The sequence below is a fragment of the Methylotenera mobilis 13 genome, assembly GCF_000384255.1.
In the GTDB taxonomy this organism is placed as follows: Bacteria; Pseudomonadota; Gammaproteobacteria; order Burkholderiales; family Methylophilaceae; genus Methylotenera; species Methylotenera mobilis_B.
In genome coordinates this window covers 1,434,818-1,453,219 of the sequence record NZ_KB913035.1, presented here as the reverse complement: position 1 = coordinate 1,453,219, position 18,402 = coordinate 1,434,818, and the positions used below count along the sequence as shown (strand labels likewise).

Below are 18,402 nucleotides of genomic sequence, written 5' to 3'. Positions count from 1 at the left end.
TAAAGCGCGACAAATTATAAGTGAATTAAGATAGAAAACGTAGCGGTACCAATATTAATTATCTATAAGCTATGCCTTAGCTATTAAATTAAAAATGAATTTTCATGAATCTCATTAATCGGCATTAATTCTGATACCAAAGATAAAATAAGCATGGCATCAAATTAATTGTTACTTTCCGCCAGTACTTTTAAGATCTCGATTCTCAAACAGTACGTTTCTACGTGTTTCACAGGTTTTTGAATCCATTTCAAAGCCTACCAGTAACATACAAAACAAATCATCATGGCTCAATGGATAATCTCGGTAGGGTTTAAGCTGATCGATTTGATAATCAAAGTTCTTTCCCATCCATAAAATGGCAGGAATATGTGTTTGCTCTTTAGGTGCAATCATATAAGGAGCTGCGTGCAAATAAATACCATGCTCACCAAGCGACTCTCCATGGTCACTCACATATAACATCGCTGTTTCATATCGCCCATCGTACTTTTTCAGAAAATCTATGACCTTAGATAAAAAGAAATCGGTATAAAGGATTGCATTATCATAGGCATTATCAATCTCCTCCTTAGTGCAGTTTTTGAGATCACTACTTTTACAAGCAGGTGTAAAGCGTTCAAACTCTTTTGGGTACCTCCTGTAATATTCAGGACCGTGGTTTCCCATTTGGTGCAAAACAATTAATATATCCTTCTTAGTTTTAGATGCGATGTATTCATCAAGACCGCTCAACATTCCGATGTCTCTGCACTCTTCATCACATTCAGGATTTAGCTTTGGACTCTTGAAATCTTCGTACTGCATCCTAACTGCAACACCCTTGGAATCTGAGTTATTGTCTCGCCATAAAATCTGCACACCGTTTTCATACAGTACATCCAATGCATTTTCAATATGCAAGGCCTCTTCCCTGTTAAAGTGTTTTCGCTTCATGATTGAAAACATGCATGGTACTGACTCGCCTGTAGATGTTCCGCACGATGACACATCTGTCATGCTAACTACATCTTGTTTACTAAGTTGTGGATTAGTTTCTTTTGCGTAGCCATTTAATGAAAATCGATCAGCCCTTGCGGTCTCTCCCACCACTAATATGATGAGTTCATTTTTATGTTCAGGGCCTATCTCAACAGCATCAGTGGCGGTTTGTTTCAATCTAACTACCTCTGTCGATTTAAACTTCTGCGTTAAATACTGAACACCAGAGTACGTAAAATAGATTGGATTTGCGAACATTCGAGTCATTTTATGCTCTCTGATGAATGATGCGTACCCCGCTGTGAAAGGTGCTACTACGGCACCAATACCCAATACAAACAGAATCAACAAAGCAATCTTCGACATCAACTCCGCCTTAACAACTTGAGGCACAGGCGTTTTTCTTAATACAAACCATGCAGGAAGCAAGCCTAGAAAAAGTGTTCGAATCACAAGGTTCATATTGAGCAACCCAGCAGCTTCGTGAAGATTAGTCTGTACGATATTATCGATCATAACAGTGTCTATCACGATGCCATATTGATCCATGTAGTAAGCAGCTTGTGATGACGCAATGAGAAAAAAGGCGAGTATCCATCTGGTTGCCCTACCATAACTAATCATCAGCATAAACAAGGTGGTAGCTAAGGTAAAAAATATCGTCAGCGATAATAAAAAAGGCAAGTTTCCAAAACCAAATGGATAAATCTCTAAAAGCCTTTTAAATAGGGATAGGTTACCTGTCAGCATAATGAAAAGGGAAACTAATACGATGGTGCGATTTAGCGGGGTTAAAATGATTTTCATATAATCCGATTATTATGGTTTTTTATACTCGAACACCCTAATAATATAAAAAGACTCAGCCAATAATGGCTAAGTCTTTTAACGTGTGCAAAGGTGATACAAAGATAGGTTGTGCAATATTGATTTAATTAAATAATCATCAACTTAAGACGGGCTATTAGGAATTAATAATGCATGGGGATGGTTAGCTCTTTATCTGAAAGTACTTCAAATCCGCTATCTTTAAATGCAGGCGGTCCAAAGACGTCAGGGTTATTGGATAAAGCATAGCCTTCAGTTGGAATCATACCGAAACGCTTATTAAGTACGCCATTTCCATCTTCATCATGAAAAGCCAAAATTGCATAAACCCCAGGGCTAACACCAGTAAATTTAATGGTGACAGTACCCTCTTGCGCTTTAGCTTTAATAACATTTGTTGCTAAAGCACTTTTTCTAAACGTTTTAGGGTCAGAATATAGCTCAACATAAACATCTCCTGAGCTATTTTTTACCCCAGTAAAATTTACTATTAAACTGTGCTCTTCTGCAAAAGCTAAGCCACTGGAAGTGGCCCACACCATAAAACTTAACAGTATCAACTTCATGTGAAATTACTTCTTTTCTGCCATTTTTTTGAGCAAATCGTTGATTTCTTTTTTACGACCTTCGTCTGAAACTTCTCGCCCTTCTCTAGGGCTAGCTTGCAACGCTTTTTTCAATACAGATTCAGCTTTTGAAACATCACCAGTTTTATAAAGATAATCACCATAAAAGTAATTAGAATCAATGCCCTCAGGGTTTAGCTCAAGCCCTTTAGTCAAGTACTCTTTTGCTTTTTGATTATCACCAAACGAAATTGGCCAAGACGGCACTTGGTAATACAAAGAACCTAAGCTTGTATAAGCTGAGCCATGTAAAGCATTGGGATTAATACCAATAGCCGCATCAAAACTCTTTTTTGCGCTTTTAACTAAAGACAAAGCAGCTAATTGGCCACTAATCCCGTTTCTTACACCAGCAAATGTTGCCTCAATAATGCCTTGCCAAATCAAAGGCTCTGCTTTATCAGGATATTGTGCAGTCACCGCTTTAGATTCTACTAACAACGCCTCAAACCCTTTTTCCTGTTGAGCGGTTGGTGTTTGGTATTTAAGCTTTTCCCAAGATTTTTGCAATTGAACAACATCTTCGTTCATGCCTGCAAATGTAACGTTAGAAAATAACAAGCCGACCAACATCAAGCCAAATAGTTTTTTAGTCACAATATTCATCATTAACCCTTTAGTAATTTACCAAGTTAATGAATCAAATAACGTGCCAACTATTAGCGATATTTACGTCAATAGTTAAGTATTAATTTACCAATAAAATCAATACACTACAAAAATAAACCATTCTAATAATAGATAATCGCTAATTTTTGTTAATGAGTTATACGTATTTTGCAGTGTAAAGTGCGCAAAATTTGCGATTAATTCTCGCGCTAGAGGGTAGTAAAGTCAAAAGGCCTGCGCATAAGCACAAGCCTTTGATTTAATTGGTAGGAGATGCGAGGATCGAACTCGCGACAAACGGATTAAGAGTCCGCTGCTCTACCAGCTGAGCTAATCTCCCAATCTCTCTATTATAACGGTTGTTCGAGATGTCGTGTACTAGCAATAGAAATGTGACAACTCTTAATTTAGCGCATACGTACTCATTGTTAAGCACGTAAAACTAATCCTCTTATGATCAGATTGCCTTAATTACCCTTAGCTTTTTGCCTGAGTAACGTTGGCGTGATGCACATTTACGCCACCAAATAACGATACCAGTCACACTGAGCATTGCCACTACCAAGCCCATGACCGAAATCAATATTCGCCCAGGAAGCCCTAGAATACGCCCGGAGTGTAATGGAAACTGTGCTTGTAAAAAAATGTCTGCTATCGTACCTTTCCATGGTTGACGGTCACCTAGGTAACGACTATCTTTTGCATCGTAATATAAGCGTTTATGACCTACACCTCCTGCACCATGGCCATCTTCTGGTTTGTAAAACTGCACACCGTATATTCCAAAGGCTTGGTTATAAAGAACACTACCTATAGGCTCAACCCAACCACGGCTTTTAGCTTCAGCTTGCGCTTTAGTGGCAATTTCCCCGAATTGGCTTAGTGGTGCAATAGGCTCATGTTTAGGTGCGCGAGTACGCAAATCAAATGGTGATGGTGTCACCTTTGAGATATTAGACATGGCTGGATAAAACACTTCACGGTATAGATTTAATGAAAATGCCGTGAAGGCGATAATAATCAATAACCCCCATGTCCAAAGGCCAAATGCGCGGTGTAAGTCGAAATTTAGCTTATTTGCACCACTAGACCAGCGCACTTTCCATGCGGATTGCCAGCGTTGCCACCATGACTTACTGACCGACTTAGGTAAATGTTCCGTAGATAGCTCATCGTTAAATTCACCTACCTGAGTTTCTACAGCCTGATTTGCGGTGACACGTCGCTTCACTGGTAAAGTTAAGTAAAAACCGACAAAACTATCCAGCGTCCAAAGAATTGCAATAATGCCTAGCAACCATATTCCCCAACGATCTGTTCCCGACATTTCAGGCAAATGTAGTGTGTAATGAAGCTTGTACAAAAATGAAACAAAGGTTTCTTTAGTAAGTGGCCACGCAAGCCCCCATTGGCGCTTGCCCAGCTCATCCCCAGTAACAGGATCGATAAATATCTGATTGAATCCAGGCTCGAACAACTGATTGGTGACCGGGTTACGTTTTGGGCTAACGCCAAACCGAAACGACTCACCGGGCTCAATCTCAATTGGCAGGTAAGTAACGCGCACTTCTGGATAACGTGCTTCAATCTGCTTAGCAAGCTCGATGGGTGAAATAGCGACACCAGTGCTTTTAGCATCCATTAAATGCGGATTCAGCAAATCATCTAACTCATGATCCCATGAGATTACCGCACCAGTGAGTCCACTTAACACTAAGAATAATGCAATTAACAGGCCCACATAGCGATGTAGTAATATAAAAATAGAACGCATATTAGCTACAACCACTAAAAGTCTATCGTTGCCGATATCAATGCCGTGCGTGGTGCACCTGACGTAATAAAACCACGTGATACCGAGTTCCAATAGTTTTTATCAGCTAAATTCATCACATTGGCACGTAGTGTGACGGTCTTACCAGAAACCTGAGTCACATAACGTGCGCCAGCATCTAAACTAGACCAGCCAGGAATGCTTTGCGTGTTGCCAACATCAGCTTGTGCATCGCTAAATGCTGTTACTCGTCCAGTCAGAGTTAGTCCAGGAAGTGCGAAAATATCATATTCACCATTTAATACGAGATTAATCCTAGGTACACCAATCGCATCTTTACCATCATTAACACCATTCAGTGTTTTGGTTTGTTCAGGGTCGATTAAAGTTAAGCCAGCTAATAGTCGAACGCCGTTTAATGGTTGACCAAATGTAGACAGTTCTAACCCACGGTTACGTTGCTCGCCATCTTCTACAAACCGGTTTGCGGCATTTGTAAAGGCGCTAGGCTGTGTAATTTGAAATAGTGCAGCTGTCACTCCAAATGTGCCTGCATTGTATTTTGCCCCTACTTCGTACTGCTTAGTAATAAACGGCGATAAGTTTTCACCTGCATTCACAGTAGTATTAGGTGCGGTTGAACCCTGTGACAAACCTTCACTGTAATTACCGTATAGTGAGTAATTACCCAACTTTACTAACACTGCCCCGGTCGGTGTTACTTTGCTTTCATCATAAGCAGCATTTTTAACGCCAGCACTAAAGATACCGCTATACAGTTTTTGGTCACGCGCACCTAAAGTGACTAACAAACTATCTTCTAAGAAGCCAAAAGTATTAATCAAGGCCAAACTACTTAACTGTAAATCACCATTTTGAGGAATTAAGCCATAATTGACAGTAGGTTTTGGAAGGTTGGGGCTGTTATATACATTGCCAGTGTATTGCGCAGTTGCATTGACTACTGCACCGCCTGCTGTACGACCAAAATCACTATAAGAAAGTGCGTAACTATTACTCATATCTCCGAGCATAAAGCGGCCACGCATACCTAGCTCATAGGTTTCAACTTCATAATAACCTTTGTATCCACCTGCACGCGCTGTAAAGTCACCTGAACTGTTAATAAAGCGACGACCTTGTGAGCCAGCGTAAAAATACTCTTCTTGCCCTTTTGCTTGCCCATAAGTTGCATAAGTGCTGACTTGCGGACTAAACTCATACTCGGCTTTAGCCATCCAGTTATTTGAGTTACTTTTGTAAAACTCCCAATCGTTGGTAAAGTTTTTATCATTTTCTGGTGCTCGTGGTAGCGCAAAGCCTTGGTTATAGACAATGTTTGCAGAATAGGCTTTCGTTAATCTGTCTTGACTTATCATATCTAAACTAGCACTGAATTTCTCGCCACGATAATCCAATGCCAAAGAACCGTCATACATACGATCCTCCTGACGGCTAATAGGTGTATCACCATCACGCGCTAATACATTCAGGCGCACACCCCAAGCATTATCCTCTCCAAAGCGACGACCAAAATCTAAATGTCCTCCAAATTGGCTATCGGAAATATAACTACCAGTTAACCGCGTCAATGGCTTATCACCTGCTCGCTTAGTCACCAAGTTAACATTGCCGCCAGTCACTCCAAATGGGCTACTGCCATTAAGCATAGATGCCGGGCCTTTGAGCACATCAATACGCTCATAGAACTCTGGCGCAATTCGCCTAAGTTCCGTCATGCCATACAGTCCATTCATCCCCACCTGATTCACAAACAAAGGAAAACCACGAATCATATAAGTCTCGCTATCTCCATATTCTGCCATTGCACTACGTACAGATGGATCCACCGCGATAATATCTGCCACTCGTCTCGCCTGTTGATCAAGTGCAAACTCATCAGTAAAGCTTTGCGTGCTAAATGGTGTATCAAACAGATCCACATTACCTAATATACCCATGCGGCTAGCCTTTGCTACTTGCCCTCCAGCAAAAGGCTGAGATAAGCTACTTGGTGAAGCCACTTTTTCAGCGTTTACGACGACTTCCTGCAAAGCGTCCATATTGCCTGCTAAAGGTTGCGGCTTAATGATTACGGCACCATCTATGGTGATTGGTTGCAGGCCGCTACCTTTCAAAATCTGCAGCAAAACTTGCTGCGCTGGAAGTTGGCTATTGACGGCTGGGACAGTTTTTCCTTTTACCAATGCTGGATCAAACGTTAGGGTAATGCCCGATTGCTTTGCAAATGTATTTAAAGAGTCTTCAAGCGTCCCTGCAGGCAGTTTGTAAACAACGACCTGACTATCAGCAGCGTATACAGAGGATGAGTAAGATAAATTTAGCGTAGCGATAGCACCAGTGATAAATAATGCTTTGATTGCTACTGAGATAGTACGAGGTAGAAACTGGCGAGTACTTGCTTGCTTGCGGTTGCTGATTTGGACGTGTGACATCACATTTTCGCAATATACGCCATTGCCAACATAATCGTTGCGCTGATTGCACATAGTTAAAATACCTTTTAAAGAATTAGATAAATAACCATATGCCGAACAACGTTGAAAAAACCCGCAGTTTTTTGTGATTTATTTTTTAAATATTTTTAATGGCAGTTTGATTAATGTCACTTCTTACTAATAATAACTGCTCTATTTTTTTTATCTATGCTGACCTGTAACGTTCGGCTAATCGCTTTAAGCGCGTGCCCCACAGGCTCCTCTTGGTTTAACTGGAACACACCAGAGACCTTAAGATGAGCAACATCTGCATCGCAGATTATTGTTATATCCTGGTAACGCGACAGCTCTGTAACAAATTCATCTAAACGCATTTGTTTAACAACCAGCACTCCACCTATCCACGCCATCGGATCCATATTCATCACTTGATCTGTAGTGTTTATTTTTATAGGCGCAGAAGTGCCCTCAAGCATCGTATAAGACTCATAGGCATAAGCACGCACTGGTGCATAGTTGTTAGGCTGTATCTCAACTATCCCCTCTGTCACATACAATTTGGTGTTAGACGTTTGGTTATTCACCGAGAACTTAGTGCCAATTGCCTCTAACGCTGTCTGCTCGAATTTCACCAAAAACGACCGTCTCCCGACTAAAGACTCTTTATCTTTACTGGTTTCTATATATATTTCACCACGCTGCAATATTATTTCACGCTTAAATAATGAAAAATTCACATCAATCTCAGAGTTAGTATTCAACATGACCTGGGTTCCATCCGCAAGTATGACTGTCTCTCTTTCACCTATACCTGTTGCATAATGAGCCTCTTGATGCCATGGCGTATATTGATTTGCAAGTAAGGCAGTAGCCGTGATTATCATAGCCGCTAAGCTAAGCCTCTTTAAACGGCGACGTCGTGTAGTAAGGGCACTTTTTTGCTGATCTGCAATAGAAAAGGTCTCTGTGACGATTGGTTTAGAAGTGATGGGGAATTGATCAAAGTGCTGCTCTATTTTATTTAACTTTTGCCAAGCAGCCTCATGCAAAGGGTTTTGCGCCCGCCAACTTAGCAACTGCTGCATAACATCATTGCTCGCTATTCCTGAGTTAAGTTTGACTGACCAACTAATTAATGCCTCGTACACCTCTGGTGGAATATCTACGCTGTCAGAACTTGTAGAGTGATTATCGGGAAATGGGCTGGAAGAGTTCAATGCAAAAGCAGTCTAATTAAGAGAATGAAAAACTCACAGTTTATTGCTGTAAGTGCTCAACTTAAACATGGAGTCTAATCGGTTGAGCGGTATGTCGCAAGTTAACGACTTTTTGTAAGTATATGACGCAGCGCTTCTGCCATATGACTTTCTACCGTTCTGAGCGACACTCCCAACTTAATGGAAATTTCCGGATAGGTCATCCCCTCTAATCTCGACAGTAAAAAAACACTACGAACATTGGGCTTCAATCCAACAAATAATCTGTCTATATGCATTAACGCTTCTATAAAAACCAAGCGTCCTTCAGCTGATGATATTAACCTCTGTGGTAAGTGCGCAATCGCTTGCAGATAAGCCTGCTCCAGTTCTTTTCTGCGGATATGATCAACCATTAATCCATGAGCAATGGTGCTTAAAAATGCCCTAGGCTCATTCACATGGGTAAGCATTGTAGACTTGTCAATGACACGCAGGAACGTATCCTGAGCTAAATCATTAGCATTGTGTATACAACCCAAACGCCGCTTTAGCCAGTTAACCAACCAGCCGTGGTGTGAGCAATATAGTGTATGAACTTCTTGCAGAAGGGATACATCCACAGCTGACATGTATAGGCCTAATAAAACCCGACGGGTTACAAATGATAATGATTCTCATTATATTCCGTATAAACACAACTGACAATACGAATTTTTAATACTCTACTTGTAGGATTAAATGTGTATGCGATGAAAAATCGCACTTGATAATACATGTTGCATGTGCGGTACAAAAGGAACGACTCTCTATGTTGGAGATAGCCAACGAGAGCTTAACAACCGATTAGCTAACCACATAAGCAACAACTACAAGCATTAAAATGAAGTGTGGCTGTGAAACAACATCACTCTTAAATAGGCAAGTAAACTAGTGAATGTCAGATTTATTGGATAACGCAGTCTTCAACCCCTGTGTTGCCACCTTTGAAATCAGGCTCAAAATAAAACTTATGAAAGCCCCACTGCCCTTTTGCATTTTTCTTCATTTCGGCAATGCCCGTGCCATAGTCTTTAGTAGTTTGATCTTCTAGCGCAAAGTACATAGCAACATTGTAGCCATTGGCCGCAGCATGGCCAAGGTAAGTGCCGTACTCTGGTACTTCAAGCTTAAAGTCATAGCTGGCATAGTTTGCTGTGCTGTGTTCTGGCTTTAATTGCATCGTCACCGTGCCTGTATATTTCCCCTCATGCGCATCATCTCCTACGCAGTTGTACACGCCACTAAAGTCTGGCGTGTTGGTTGTTTCGGCATGGCTACTCACGCTCATCAAACACAATAATATGCTGGTAAAAAGCTTCATATTTAAACCTTATGTTTCATTATATATAATTAAACCGACAAGCTTAATCATGATGTTGCTAAGTATTACAGTGCTTAAGTCTTTACAATGCTAGAAATCTGGATTGCATAGTTTCTAAGTTCAACTCTTGCAATATATTCGTAATGCGTTCTGCTGCATTTTTACGAGGCTGGCCAGTGTATTTTGCAATGATTAATTCATTTTTCATGGAGTGTTCCCACCCTACCAACTCTGTCACTGTGACGCTGTAACCTGCGGCCTCTAACTGCAAACAACGTAACACATTGGTGATTTGGCTACCAAACTCGCGCGTATGAATCGGGTGGCGCCATATTTCACTTAACGCCGTTTTGCCAAAACTTTCATTTTTATGTTGGCGTAAGACTTCTGCTACTTCCGCCTGGCAGCATGGCACTAACACCATATATTTTGCCTGTTTTTTTAGTGCAAATTGAATCGCATCGTCGGTTGCAGTGTTGCACGCATGTAAAGCCGTTACGATATCAACTTGGTTAGGAATCACATTTGAGCTGATGGATTCTTCCACGGTTAAATGCTCAAAACGCATCCGCGCAAAGTTAAGCTGTTGCGCGAGGTCTTTGGATTTAGCCACTAATTCTGCACGCGTTTCAATACCAATCACTTCGCCAGCTTCTAACTGCTTAAGTAGTAAGTCATACAGAATAAAACCAAGGTAAGATTTGCCCGCACCATGATCCACCAGAACGGGATTTGGGTTATGCCCTAAAACATCGTTGAACAAAGGATCAATAAAATTTACCAAGTGATAAACTTGCTTAAGTTTACGGCGACTATCTTGATTAAGCTTACCGTCACGCGTGAGGATATGTAGCGCTTTAAGTAGCTCAATAGATTGATTAGGTTTTATTTCTGGAATATTTTGCATATTGCTATTTTAATTGAAAAAATATTTTTTATCTGGCTTGTCGTCAAACAAATAACGACTGCGTTTTGTATACTAAGAACACTTCACTTGTGTTCCCCAATCAATATCCAAACAAAACAAGATAAGGAAACAATCATGAAAAACGCACTGTCGATTACTGTTACTTTGTTCAGCTTAATTGCATCAGCCGCTGTGATGGCTGACGATACCACAAGCACTAAAGTAGACTTAGATAAACGTGGTGACCGCATAGAGCATCGCCTAGACAACAAAGGTGATCGTATTGAAGAACGCCTAGATAATCGCGGCGACAGAATTGAGCACAATCTTGATGCTAAGGCCGACAAAGCACGCGATAATGGACATGAAAAGCGCGCTAACCATTTAGAGCGTAAAGGTGACCGTATCGATCAGCATTTGGATAATCGTGGTGACCGTATCGACAACCATTATGATAGAAAAGGTGAACGTATCAACAACCGCCTAGACCATCGCGCTAAACGCAAGTAACGTCTACGACTATAATATGCCGATGGAGCGCGATTTCGATAAACAGTATCTCAGTATGAATCATTTTCTAGCAGATATTGAAGGTCGCGCTTTTCGCATGGCACAAATAGCCACGGGTAATCGTGATGACGCACTTGAAATAGTACAAGACACCATGATGAAGTTAGTGCAGAAATACAGTCATCATCAAACTTCAGAATGGAAAGCACTGTTTTACAGCATACTGAATAGCCGTATTCTGGATTGGCATCGTAGGCAGTCTGTACGTAACCGCTTTAGAAGCTGGCTAAACTGGAGTGATGACGAAGATGAAACAGTTGAAGACGCACTAGCACAACACCCTACTGACACTAGCCATGAGCCTGACATCAAGCTTCAAGACTCGCAGTTCATGACAGGGCTAAACACGGCATTAAGTGCTCTACCCTTGCGACAACAACAAGTATTTTTACTACGTGTGTGGGAAGGTTTAGATATCAACGAAACTGCACTCATCATGCAGTGCTCTGCGAGCAGTGTAAAAACACATTATGCGAGAGCATTAGAAAAGCTACGTGGAAAGCTAGAGGATTACCAATGACAACCGAGCAATCACAATTTGAACCCTTTGAAACCAAGGTGAAAACCAGCTTGGATGAAAGCGTTATTACGTTAGATAAAGAAACGCAACTAGCCTTGACGTCTATTCGTCAAAAGGTACTCGAAAAACAACGCCCACAATCGCGATTGAATTTCAATGCCTGGAATTTTAATGCTTGGATTCCAGTTGGCACATTTGCATTATGTGCTTTACTGACTGTTTTGATCGTTTACAGCCCTGACAATATTGATGATTCAACACAGCGCATGGCGGCGCAACAAAGCGGTAACCATGATCAATATGAACAAATCGCAATGTTAGAGTTACTCACGCATCCAGAAGATTTAGAAACTACATCTGACCCAGACTTTTATGTATGGATGGACGAAATATTGGCAACCGAGGATATAGATAATGCCGTTTAAATTATCAGGCTACAGCCTACTGCTAATCACTGCGCTAATTTACACCGCGCCTGCATTGGCGGAATCAAGCCCTCCTTTAGATTTTATCGAAATGCTTGGCGAGATGGATGACGATGGCATGCTAGAAGCTGCCTTAGCAGAACTAGCGCAAAAACAGACTAACCCTCAAAAAACTAACACCGTAAAACAAAGTAACAAACAACACGCTGACATGGCCGCACCTGCAGGAGGTAGCAAAAAATGAACCTATCTATCAAGCATCACTATCTTGTAATGAGGCTAGTATTATTATGCTTCGCTTTATCTCCAAAACAAGCCATGGCAGAAGGCATTGCATGGGATGACTTAAACGAACAGCAACAGCAAACCCTAAGCGGCATTAAAGATCGTTGGAATGAATTGCCTCCTCATCGACAAGAAAAGCTGAGCAAAGGTGCTGAAAAATGGGCAAACATGCCGCCTGAACAACGGGAGCGTGCTAAAGAAAACATCACTCGCTTTAAAAACCTTTCTCCTGAAGATAAAGCTTTAGTGAAAGAACATATGCAAAAGTTCAGACAATTGCCAGCCGAAAAACGTAAAGCGTTACGTGAGCGCTGGAATAATATGTCTCCAGAGCAAAAAGAAAAGTTCAAAAGCCGAATCAGAAATATGAGCCCAGAACAACGCCAAGAGTTACGTGAAAAAATTAAAGAACGCAAAATGGAACGTGCTCAATAACATCATGCTTGCATAAATAATCCAGGGAGAGTCACAGATAAAAACTTGAATTGAAGCCGTCAATGCTAAAATACTGAAATTAGTTAAAAGCAAATTTTGTTACACCATCATCGTTGATGATTTAAAGAAAAGCTGAACACACTGCACTTTATGTACTAACCAAAACTTTTGCTGCAAGCCAAAACTTTTGCAAACCAAGACTTTATCTTAGCTAATATTAGCAAAGTCGATGGCAACAAAATCAGAATTATTGAGGAAATGAAATAGATGGCAATTCAATGGTACCCGGGTCACATGACCCAAGCGCGTAAAAAAGCCGAAGAGACCATGGAGTTTACCGACATGGTAATTGAGGTATTAGATGCAAGGGTACCCGCAGCTAGCCACAACCCAATGATTGATGAAATGCGTTTGTTTCGCCAACGCCCTCAACTTAAGATTTTAAACAAGGCAGATTTAGCAGACCCTGCCGCTACCCAAGCTTGGTTAAACTATTTTAACGCGCAGCCCAATACTAAAGCGGTTGCACTTTCTTGTAAAAAAGCAGGCGATGCCAAAAAAATCCCTGCTATCTGCAGAAAAATCACACCTCACCGTGGCACCCATTTAAAACCATTGCGTATGTTGATTATGGGTATTCCTAACGTGGGAAAATCTACGCTAATGAACGCCCTGCTTAATCGCCGCGTGGCAAAAGTAGGTGATGAACCTGCCGTGACCAAAAGCCAACAACGTTTTGACTTAGACGACACTATGAGCATTACCGATACCCCAGGCATGATGTGGCCTAGAATCGCTTACGAGTCTGATGGCTATATGCTGGCCGCTAGCCATGCGATTGGTAGAAATGCGGTTATTGATGAAGATGTCGCTACATTTTTAGCCAATAACTTATTAAAAAGCTACCCTGCCCTAGTGAATGCGCGTTATAAACTAGACGCAATGAAACTAGATGTGATGCAAATGGATGGTGTAGATTTACTTGAGGCCATTGCAAAACGCAGGTCTTACAAACGCCATGATGGCCTGTGGGATATGGAAAAAACCGCAGTTGCCTTTTTAACGGATTACCGCAGTGGTGCAATTGGTCGCGTGAGTTTAGAAACGCCATCATCAAGAGCCGCAATGGTGTTAAGTACACAAACTAACCCAACTAACACCTCAGAACAAGCCTCAGATCAAGCTTCGGAAACAGACGAAGCATCTGACTCAAATTAATAGTAATTTGTCATGTTAAATTCAATGAATGCGCCTCAGCGTGAGGCGGTAAAATATTTGGACGGCCCGCTACTGGTGTTAGCTGGTGCTGGCAGTGGAAAGACCCGCGTCATTACCCAAAAGATCAGCTATCTGATTAATGAAGCGGGCTATGCGCCAAAAGAAATTGCGGCGATTACGTTTACCAACAAAGCCGCATTAGAAATGCAAGAGCGTGTTGGCAAGCTTATGCAAGGCACTAATATCAAAGGCCTCACCATTGCCACATTTCACTCACTAGGGTTGCAAATGTTGCGCGCAGAGGCGGCATTACTTGGCTATAAGCCACAGTTCTCAATTCTAGATTCATCAGATAGCTTTAAAATTTTAGCGGACGTACTTGCCACCACAGACAAACAGCTATTACGTAAAACGCAATGGCAGATTTCTGGCTGGAAAAATGCTTTTATTAATCCAGACCAAGCGAAAGCACAGGCAGATGAAGAGCTCACCCATGCCGCTGCTAAGGTGTACCAGATTTACCAGCAAACCTTAAAGGCTTATCAAGCCGTAGACTTTGATGATTTAATCAAGCTACCCGTTGAGTTATTTGAACAGCATGAAGAAGCGCTGAATAAATGGCAACGTAAGTTGCAATATCTATTGATTGATGAGTACCAAGATACCAACGCTTGCCAGTACAAATTGGTAAAAATGCTCACAGGTATACGTGGACAATTTACCGCTGTGGGCGATGATGACCAAGCGATTTACGGCTGGCGCGGCGCTGATGTTGAAAATCTACGCCAACTCACCACAGACTTTAGTAAGCTTAAGGTGATTAAGCTTGAGCAAAATTACCGCTCTACCGTACGTATTTTACGTGCAGCTAACCAAGTGATTTCAAATAATCCTAAGTTGTTTGAAAAGAAACTATGGAGCGAGCTTGGCACTGGCGATCTCATTCAAGTCACGGCAGCCATGAGCGAAGAGCATGAGGCCGAGAGCGTGGTCATGAAGCTACAAGCACACAAGTTTGAAAACCGCACTTACTTTAAAGATTATGCCATTCTTTACCGTGGCAACCATCAGGCGCGTATCTTTGAGCAGCATTTACGCAACCAAAAAATCCCCTACACCGTATCTGGCGGTCAATCTTTCTTTGATAAAGCAGAAATTAAAGACTTAATCAGCTATTTAAGACTCATTGCCAATGAAGATGATGACCCTGCATTTATCCGTGCCGCGACCACCCCTAAAAAAGGGATTGGCAATACGACACTTGAACGCTTAGGTGAATATGCCAGCGCACACAAAATCTCACTATTTGCAGCCGCTTTTGAAGGCGGCTTCCAAAATGAGATTGGTAATAAACAACTAGAAGACTTACTCAACTTTTGCCAGTACATTAACAAACTGCAAGACCGTGCTGTGCGCGATCCTGCCAATGAAGTGCTGAATGACCTATTGGCGACCATACAGTACGAAGCATTTCTATACGACTCTGAAGAGCCCCGCGCCGCAGAAGTTAAATGGTCAAACGTACTTGATTTCACTGGCTGGCTTTCTAAAAAAGGTGAGCCAAGCACCGAGTATGGCAATGAGAAAGAAGGCAAAAACCTGCTAGAACTCACGCAAATGGTATCACTCATGAGTATGTTAGAAGGCCGTGAAAATGGCGAGCCTGACGCAGTAAAGCTATCAACCTTACACGCTTCTAAGGGCTTGGAATTTGGCCACGTATTTCTGATTGGTGTAGAAGAAGGTATCCTTCCACACAGAGAGTCCATTGATAACGACAAAATTGAAGAAGAACGCCGCTTAATGTATGTTGGCATTACCCGTGCACAAAAATCACTGAATATTTCATGGTGTAAAAAACGCAAACGCGCGGGTGAAATGGAAATGTGCGAACCTAGCCGTTTTATTGCAGAAATTCCAAAAGATGATGTACGCCACTTTGGTAACCCATTTAATAAAGACCCTGAAGCAAGCAAAGATTTTGGTAAATCTAAAATGGCAAACATTAGAGCCATGCTCAATAAACAATAGCATTTTGTATCTCATATACAAGCAGTTAAAATATATCAGTAATAATTTGAAAGTCACACATGCCATACATCATCCTCGATAACGCCTGCCTCGCCTTTGGTCACCACGCCCTACTCGACCACGCAGCATTTCAGCTAGACGCAGGAGAACGCGTAGGTTTAATTGGTCGCAATGGCGCTGGGAAATCCAGCTTACTAAAAGCGATTGCTGGCACTATTAAACTAGACGATGGTACTGTTTGGCGTGCGCCTAACGCACGTGTGGTTTATGTTCCCCAAGAACCTGAATTAGTAGCAACACATACTGTGTTTGAGGCTGTGGCAGAAGGATTAGGTAATCTGCAACAAATCCTTGTTGATTATCACCAAGTGACGCATGACATGGGCATGCCAGACGCAGATATCGAAGCACTGATGACGCACATGCAGGCACTACAGCATGATTTAGACGCACAAAATGGCTGGGCAGCACAATCGCGGGTTGAGGCTGTGCTTAGCCGCTTAAATTTAGACGCAGACGCACTCATCAGCACACTCTCAGGTGGCTGGCGTAAACGTGTGGCTCTAGGCCGCGCACTGGTAGCAGAACCTGAAGTGCTATTACTTGACGAGCCAACCAACCACTTGGATTTAAGTGCGATTGAATGGTTAGAGGATTTATTGCTCGGCTTTAATGGTAGCGTATTGTTTATTACCCATGACAGACGCTTTTTGGACAAACTAGCGACTCGAATCACTGAGCTAGACCGCGGCAAACTCACAGACTTTATCGGTAACTTTACCGCTTACCAACTTAAAAAAGAAGAACTACTAGCGGTTGAAGAAACCCACGCAGCCAAGTTTGACAAGATACTCGCACAAGAAGAAGTTTGGATTCGCCAAGGCATTAAAGCACGCCGCACACGCAATGAAGGCCGAGTGCGCAGACTTGAAGCGCTTAGATTAGAGCGTGCAGCACGCCGCGAACGTCAAGGTAATGTAAAACTGAATGTAGATGTAGGCGAACGCAGTGGCAAACTGATTGCAGAGCTTGAGAACGTTAGCAAAGCCTATGGCGACAAAGTGCTGATTAAAGATTTCAGCACACGTATTTTGCGTGGCGACAAAATTGGCTTGCTAGGCCCTAACGGTATCGGCAAAACTACCCTACTTAAACTCATACTGGCTGACATTGAGCCAGATAGTGGCAGTATTGAGCGTGGCAGTAAACAAAGTGTCGCCTATTTTGACCAAATGCGTGAACAACTCAATGAAGAAGCCACATTAGCTGACACCATTAGCCCTGGCTCTGATTTTGTGCAAATTGGTGAAGAACGTAAACACGTTATTAGCTATTTGGAAGACTTCTTATTTCCGCCGCAGCGCTCACGCTCACCAGTCAAATCACTTTCAGGTGGCGAGCGTAACCGATTGCTATTAGCACGCTTATTTGCACGCCCTGCCAACATACTGGTATTAGATGAGCCTACAAATGACCTAGATATCGACACACTAGAGCTACTGGAAAATTTATTACAAGATTTTAATGGCACACTATTCCTAGTCAGCCATGACCGTGCGTTCTTAGAAAACACCGTAACACAGGTAATCGCCTTTGAAGGTAATGGCGTATTAACAGAGTTTGGGGGGGGTTATGATGATTGGCAGCGTTTTACCGCTAAACGTGAAGCCGATAAAGCTGCACTAGCAAAAGCGCAATCTAGCAAACCAGCGGCAAAAGAAGTTGCGCCTAAAAACACAGCGAACAAACTAAGCTTTAAAGAACAAAAAGAACTAGATGAAATGCCTGCTTTGATTGAAAAACTAGAAGCAGAACAAACCAACATCAATTTAACATTGGCTGATGCTAACATCTACGTGCAAGATCCTGATCAGGTCAAAACGCTACAAACACGTTTAGCCCAAATTGATGCAGAGATTGAGGCTAAAATGCTACGTTGGGAAGACCTAGATAAACGCTTAGCTTAATAGCTAATGAATTGATGGTTAATTATACTAGAAAGGCCATTAAATTTAAATAAAAAAACCAGCTATAACTTAGCTGGTTTTTTAATACGCAAAACAAAGTTATTTGTTCATTACGTACATAGTTACTTCAAAGCCAAAACGCATTTCTGTCGCTGCTGGTGTTGTCCACATAATAATTCTCCAAAGTTTAAGTTTTTTAGAACTGACG

The 18,402-nt window shown here is 41.8% G+C and carries 18 protein-coding genes and 1 tRNA gene; 8 read left to right on the top strand and 11 right to left on the bottom strand.

Annotated elements, in window-relative coordinates:
* Nucleotides 1-171 precede the first annotated feature (171 nt).
* The 10 genes from A391_RS0106875 to A391_RS0106830 form a co-directional block, all read right to left on the bottom strand.
* Nucleotides 172-1,788 carry a phosphoethanolamine transferase gene (locus A391_RS0106875; protein WP_019898314.1) on the bottom strand — a complete coding sequence of 539 codons (1,617 nt, stop codon included), beginning with the start codon at nt 1,786-1,788 and terminating at the stop codon, nt 172-174.
* Between the two features lie 164 nt (nt 1,789-1,952).
* A complete protein-coding gene (locus A391_RS0106870; RefSeq protein WP_019898313.1) occupies nt 1,953-2,375 on the bottom strand; it encodes a DUF2141 domain-containing protein in 423 nt (140 codons plus the stop codon).
* 6 nt (nt 2,376-2,381) lie between these two features.
* Nucleotides 2,382-3,041: a tetratricopeptide repeat protein gene (locus tag A391_RS0106865; RefSeq protein ID WP_019898312.1), complete on the bottom strand. Its 660-nt coding sequence runs from the start codon at nt 3,039-3,041 to the stop codon at nt 2,382-2,384.
* Nucleotides 3,042-3,308: 267 nt separating this feature from the next.
* A tRNA-Lys gene (locus A391_RS0106860) sits at nt 3,309-3,384 on the bottom strand.
* Between the two features lie 117 nt (nt 3,385-3,501).
* The gene (locus tag A391_RS0106855) at nt 3,502-4,818 is read right to left on the bottom strand and encodes a PepSY-associated TM helix domain-containing protein (RefSeq protein WP_036317105.1); all 1,317 of its coding nucleotides are present in this window, start codon (nt 4,816-4,818) and stop codon (nt 3,502-3,504) included.
* 14 nt (nt 4,819-4,832) lie between these two features.
* Entirely contained in the window at nt 4,833-7,328 is a 2,496-nt protein-coding gene (locus tag A391_RS0106850; RefSeq protein WP_019898310.1) for a TonB-dependent receptor, read from the bottom strand.
* A 116-nt stretch (nt 7,329-7,444) separates the two neighbouring features.
* Nucleotides 7,445-8,494: a FecR family protein gene (locus A391_RS0106845; RefSeq protein ID WP_081621923.1), complete on the bottom strand. Its 1,050-nt coding sequence runs from the start codon at nt 8,492-8,494 to the stop codon at nt 7,445-7,447.
* Between the two features lie 101 nt (nt 8,495-8,595).
* Entirely contained in the window at nt 8,596-9,105 is a 510-nt protein-coding gene (locus tag A391_RS0106840) for a sigma-70 family RNA polymerase sigma factor (RefSeq protein ID WP_019898308.1), read from the bottom strand.
* A gap of 314 nt (nt 9,106-9,419) precedes the next feature.
* Complete coding sequence (locus A391_RS0106835) at nt 9,420-9,836, bottom strand: hypothetical protein (protein WP_019898307.1); 417 nt, start codon at nt 9,834-9,836, stop codon at nt 9,420-9,422.
* An 82-nt stretch (nt 9,837-9,918) separates the two neighbouring features.
* The gene (locus A391_RS0106830) at nt 9,919-10,743 is read right to left on the bottom strand and encodes a class I SAM-dependent methyltransferase (protein WP_019898306.1); all 825 of its coding nucleotides are present in this window, start codon (nt 10,741-10,743) and stop codon (nt 9,919-9,921) included.
* Nucleotides 10,744-10,878: 135 nt separating this feature from the next.
* Here A391_RS0106830 and A391_RS0106825 point away from each other — a divergent pair, with 135 nt between their 5' ends.
* From A391_RS0106825 to A391_RS0106785, 8 genes are all read left to right on the top strand, one after another.
* On the top strand, nt 10,879-11,253 hold the full coding sequence (locus tag A391_RS0106825) for a hypothetical protein (protein WP_019898305.1): 375 nt from the start codon (nt 10,879-10,881) through the stop codon (nt 11,251-11,253).
* 16 nt (nt 11,254-11,269) lie between these two features.
* On the top strand, nt 11,270-11,833 hold the full coding sequence (locus A391_RS0106820) for an RNA polymerase sigma factor (protein ID WP_157261333.1): 564 nt from the start codon (nt 11,270-11,272) through the stop codon (nt 11,831-11,833).
* A complete protein-coding gene (locus A391_RS0106815; RefSeq protein WP_019898303.1) occupies nt 11,830-12,258 on the top strand; it encodes a hypothetical protein in 429 nt (142 codons plus the stop codon). The genes A391_RS0106820 and A391_RS0106815 overlap by 4 nt, the downstream gene beginning before the upstream one ends.
* Nucleotides 12,248-12,502: a hypothetical protein gene (locus A391_RS0106810; protein ID WP_019898302.1), complete on the top strand. Its 255-nt coding sequence runs from the start codon at nt 12,248-12,250 to the stop codon at nt 12,500-12,502. Before A391_RS0106815 ends, A391_RS0106810 begins: the two co-directional genes overlap by 11 nt.
* Nucleotides 12,503-12,531: 29 nt before the next feature.
* Nucleotides 12,532-12,978: a DUF3106 domain-containing protein gene (locus A391_RS0106805; protein WP_232416149.1), complete on the top strand. Its 447-nt coding sequence runs from the start codon at nt 12,532-12,534 to the stop codon at nt 12,976-12,978.
* Nucleotides 12,979-13,245: 267 nt separating this feature from the next.
* On the top strand, nt 13,246-14,196 hold the full coding sequence (gene ylqF, locus A391_RS0106795; protein ID WP_019898299.1) for a ribosome biogenesis GTPase YlqF: 951 nt from the start codon (nt 13,246-13,248) through the stop codon (nt 14,194-14,196).
* Between the two features lie 12 nt (nt 14,197-14,208).
* A complete protein-coding gene (locus A391_RS0106790; RefSeq protein ID WP_019898298.1) occupies nt 14,209-16,227 on the top strand; it encodes a UvrD-helicase domain-containing protein in 2,019 nt (672 codons plus the stop codon).
* 59 nt (nt 16,228-16,286) lie between these two features.
* The gene (locus A391_RS0106785; protein ID WP_019898297.1) at nt 16,287-18,194 is read left to right on the top strand and encodes an ATP-binding cassette domain-containing protein; all 1,908 of its coding nucleotides are present in this window, start codon (nt 16,287-16,289) and stop codon (nt 18,192-18,194) included.
* 99 nt (nt 18,195-18,293) lie between these two features.
* Here the strand turns inward: A391_RS0106785 and pqqA are convergent, their stop codons facing one another.
* Complete coding sequence (gene pqqA / locus A391_RS14305) at nt 18,294-18,365, bottom strand: pyrroloquinoline quinone precursor peptide PqqA (RefSeq protein ID WP_012777389.1); 72 nt, start codon at nt 18,363-18,365, stop codon at nt 18,294-18,296.
* Nucleotides 18,366-18,402 lie beyond the last annotated feature (37 nt).

What these genes read in the sequence shown, in the direction of transcription:
- A391_RS0106875 (WP_019898314.1), bottom strand. Translation starts at nt 1,788, where the DNA reads ATGAAAATCATTTTAACCCCGCTAAATCGCACCATCGTATTAGTTTCC.
- A391_RS0106870 (WP_019898313.1), bottom strand. Translation starts at nt 2,375, where the DNA reads ATGAAGTTGATACTGTTAAGTTTTATGGTGTGGGCCACTTCCAGTGGC.
- A391_RS0106865 (WP_019898312.1), bottom strand. Translation starts at nt 3,041, where the DNA reads ATGAATATTGTGACTAAAAAACTATTTGGCTTGATGTTGGTCGGCTTG.
- A391_RS0106855 (WP_036317105.1), bottom strand. Translation starts at nt 4,818, where the DNA reads ATGCGTTCTATTTTTATATTACTACATCGCTATGTGGGCCTGTTAATT.
- A391_RS0106850 (WP_019898310.1), bottom strand. Translation starts at nt 7,328, where the DNA reads ATGTGCAATCAGCGCAACGATTATGTTGGCAATGGCGTATATTGCGAA.
- A391_RS0106840 (WP_019898308.1), bottom strand. Translation starts at nt 9,105, where the DNA reads ATGTCAGCTGTGGATGTATCCCTTCTGCAAGAAGTTCATACACTATAT.
- A391_RS0106835 (WP_019898307.1), bottom strand. Translation starts at nt 9,836, where the DNA reads ATGAAGCTTTTTACCAGCATATTATTGTGTTTGATGAGCGTGAGTAGC.
- A391_RS0106830 (WP_019898306.1), bottom strand. Translation starts at nt 10,743, where the DNA reads ATGCAAAATATTCCAGAAATAAAACCTAATCAATCTATTGAGCTACTT.
- A391_RS0106825 (WP_019898305.1), top strand. Translation starts at nt 10,879, where the DNA reads ATGAAAAACGCACTGTCGATTACTGTTACTTTGTTCAGCTTAATTGCA.
- A391_RS0106820 (WP_157261333.1), top strand. Translation starts at nt 11,270, where the DNA reads ATGCCGATGGAGCGCGATTTCGATAAACAGTATCTCAGTATGAATCAT.
- A391_RS0106815 (WP_019898303.1), top strand. Translation starts at nt 11,830, where the DNA reads ATGACAACCGAGCAATCACAATTTGAACCCTTTGAAACCAAGGTGAAA.
- A391_RS0106810 (WP_019898302.1), top strand. Translation starts at nt 12,248, where the DNA reads ATGCCGTTTAAATTATCAGGCTACAGCCTACTGCTAATCACTGCGCTA.
- A391_RS0106805 (WP_232416149.1), top strand. Translation starts at nt 12,532, where the DNA reads ATGAGGCTAGTATTATTATGCTTCGCTTTATCTCCAAAACAAGCCATG.
- ylqF (WP_019898299.1), top strand. Translation starts at nt 13,246, where the DNA reads ATGGCAATTCAATGGTACCCGGGTCACATGACCCAAGCGCGTAAAAAA.
- A391_RS0106790 (WP_019898298.1), top strand. Translation starts at nt 14,209, where the DNA reads ATGTTAAATTCAATGAATGCGCCTCAGCGTGAGGCGGTAAAATATTTG.
- A391_RS0106785 (WP_019898297.1), top strand. Translation starts at nt 16,287, where the DNA reads ATGCCATACATCATCCTCGATAACGCCTGCCTCGCCTTTGGTCACCAC.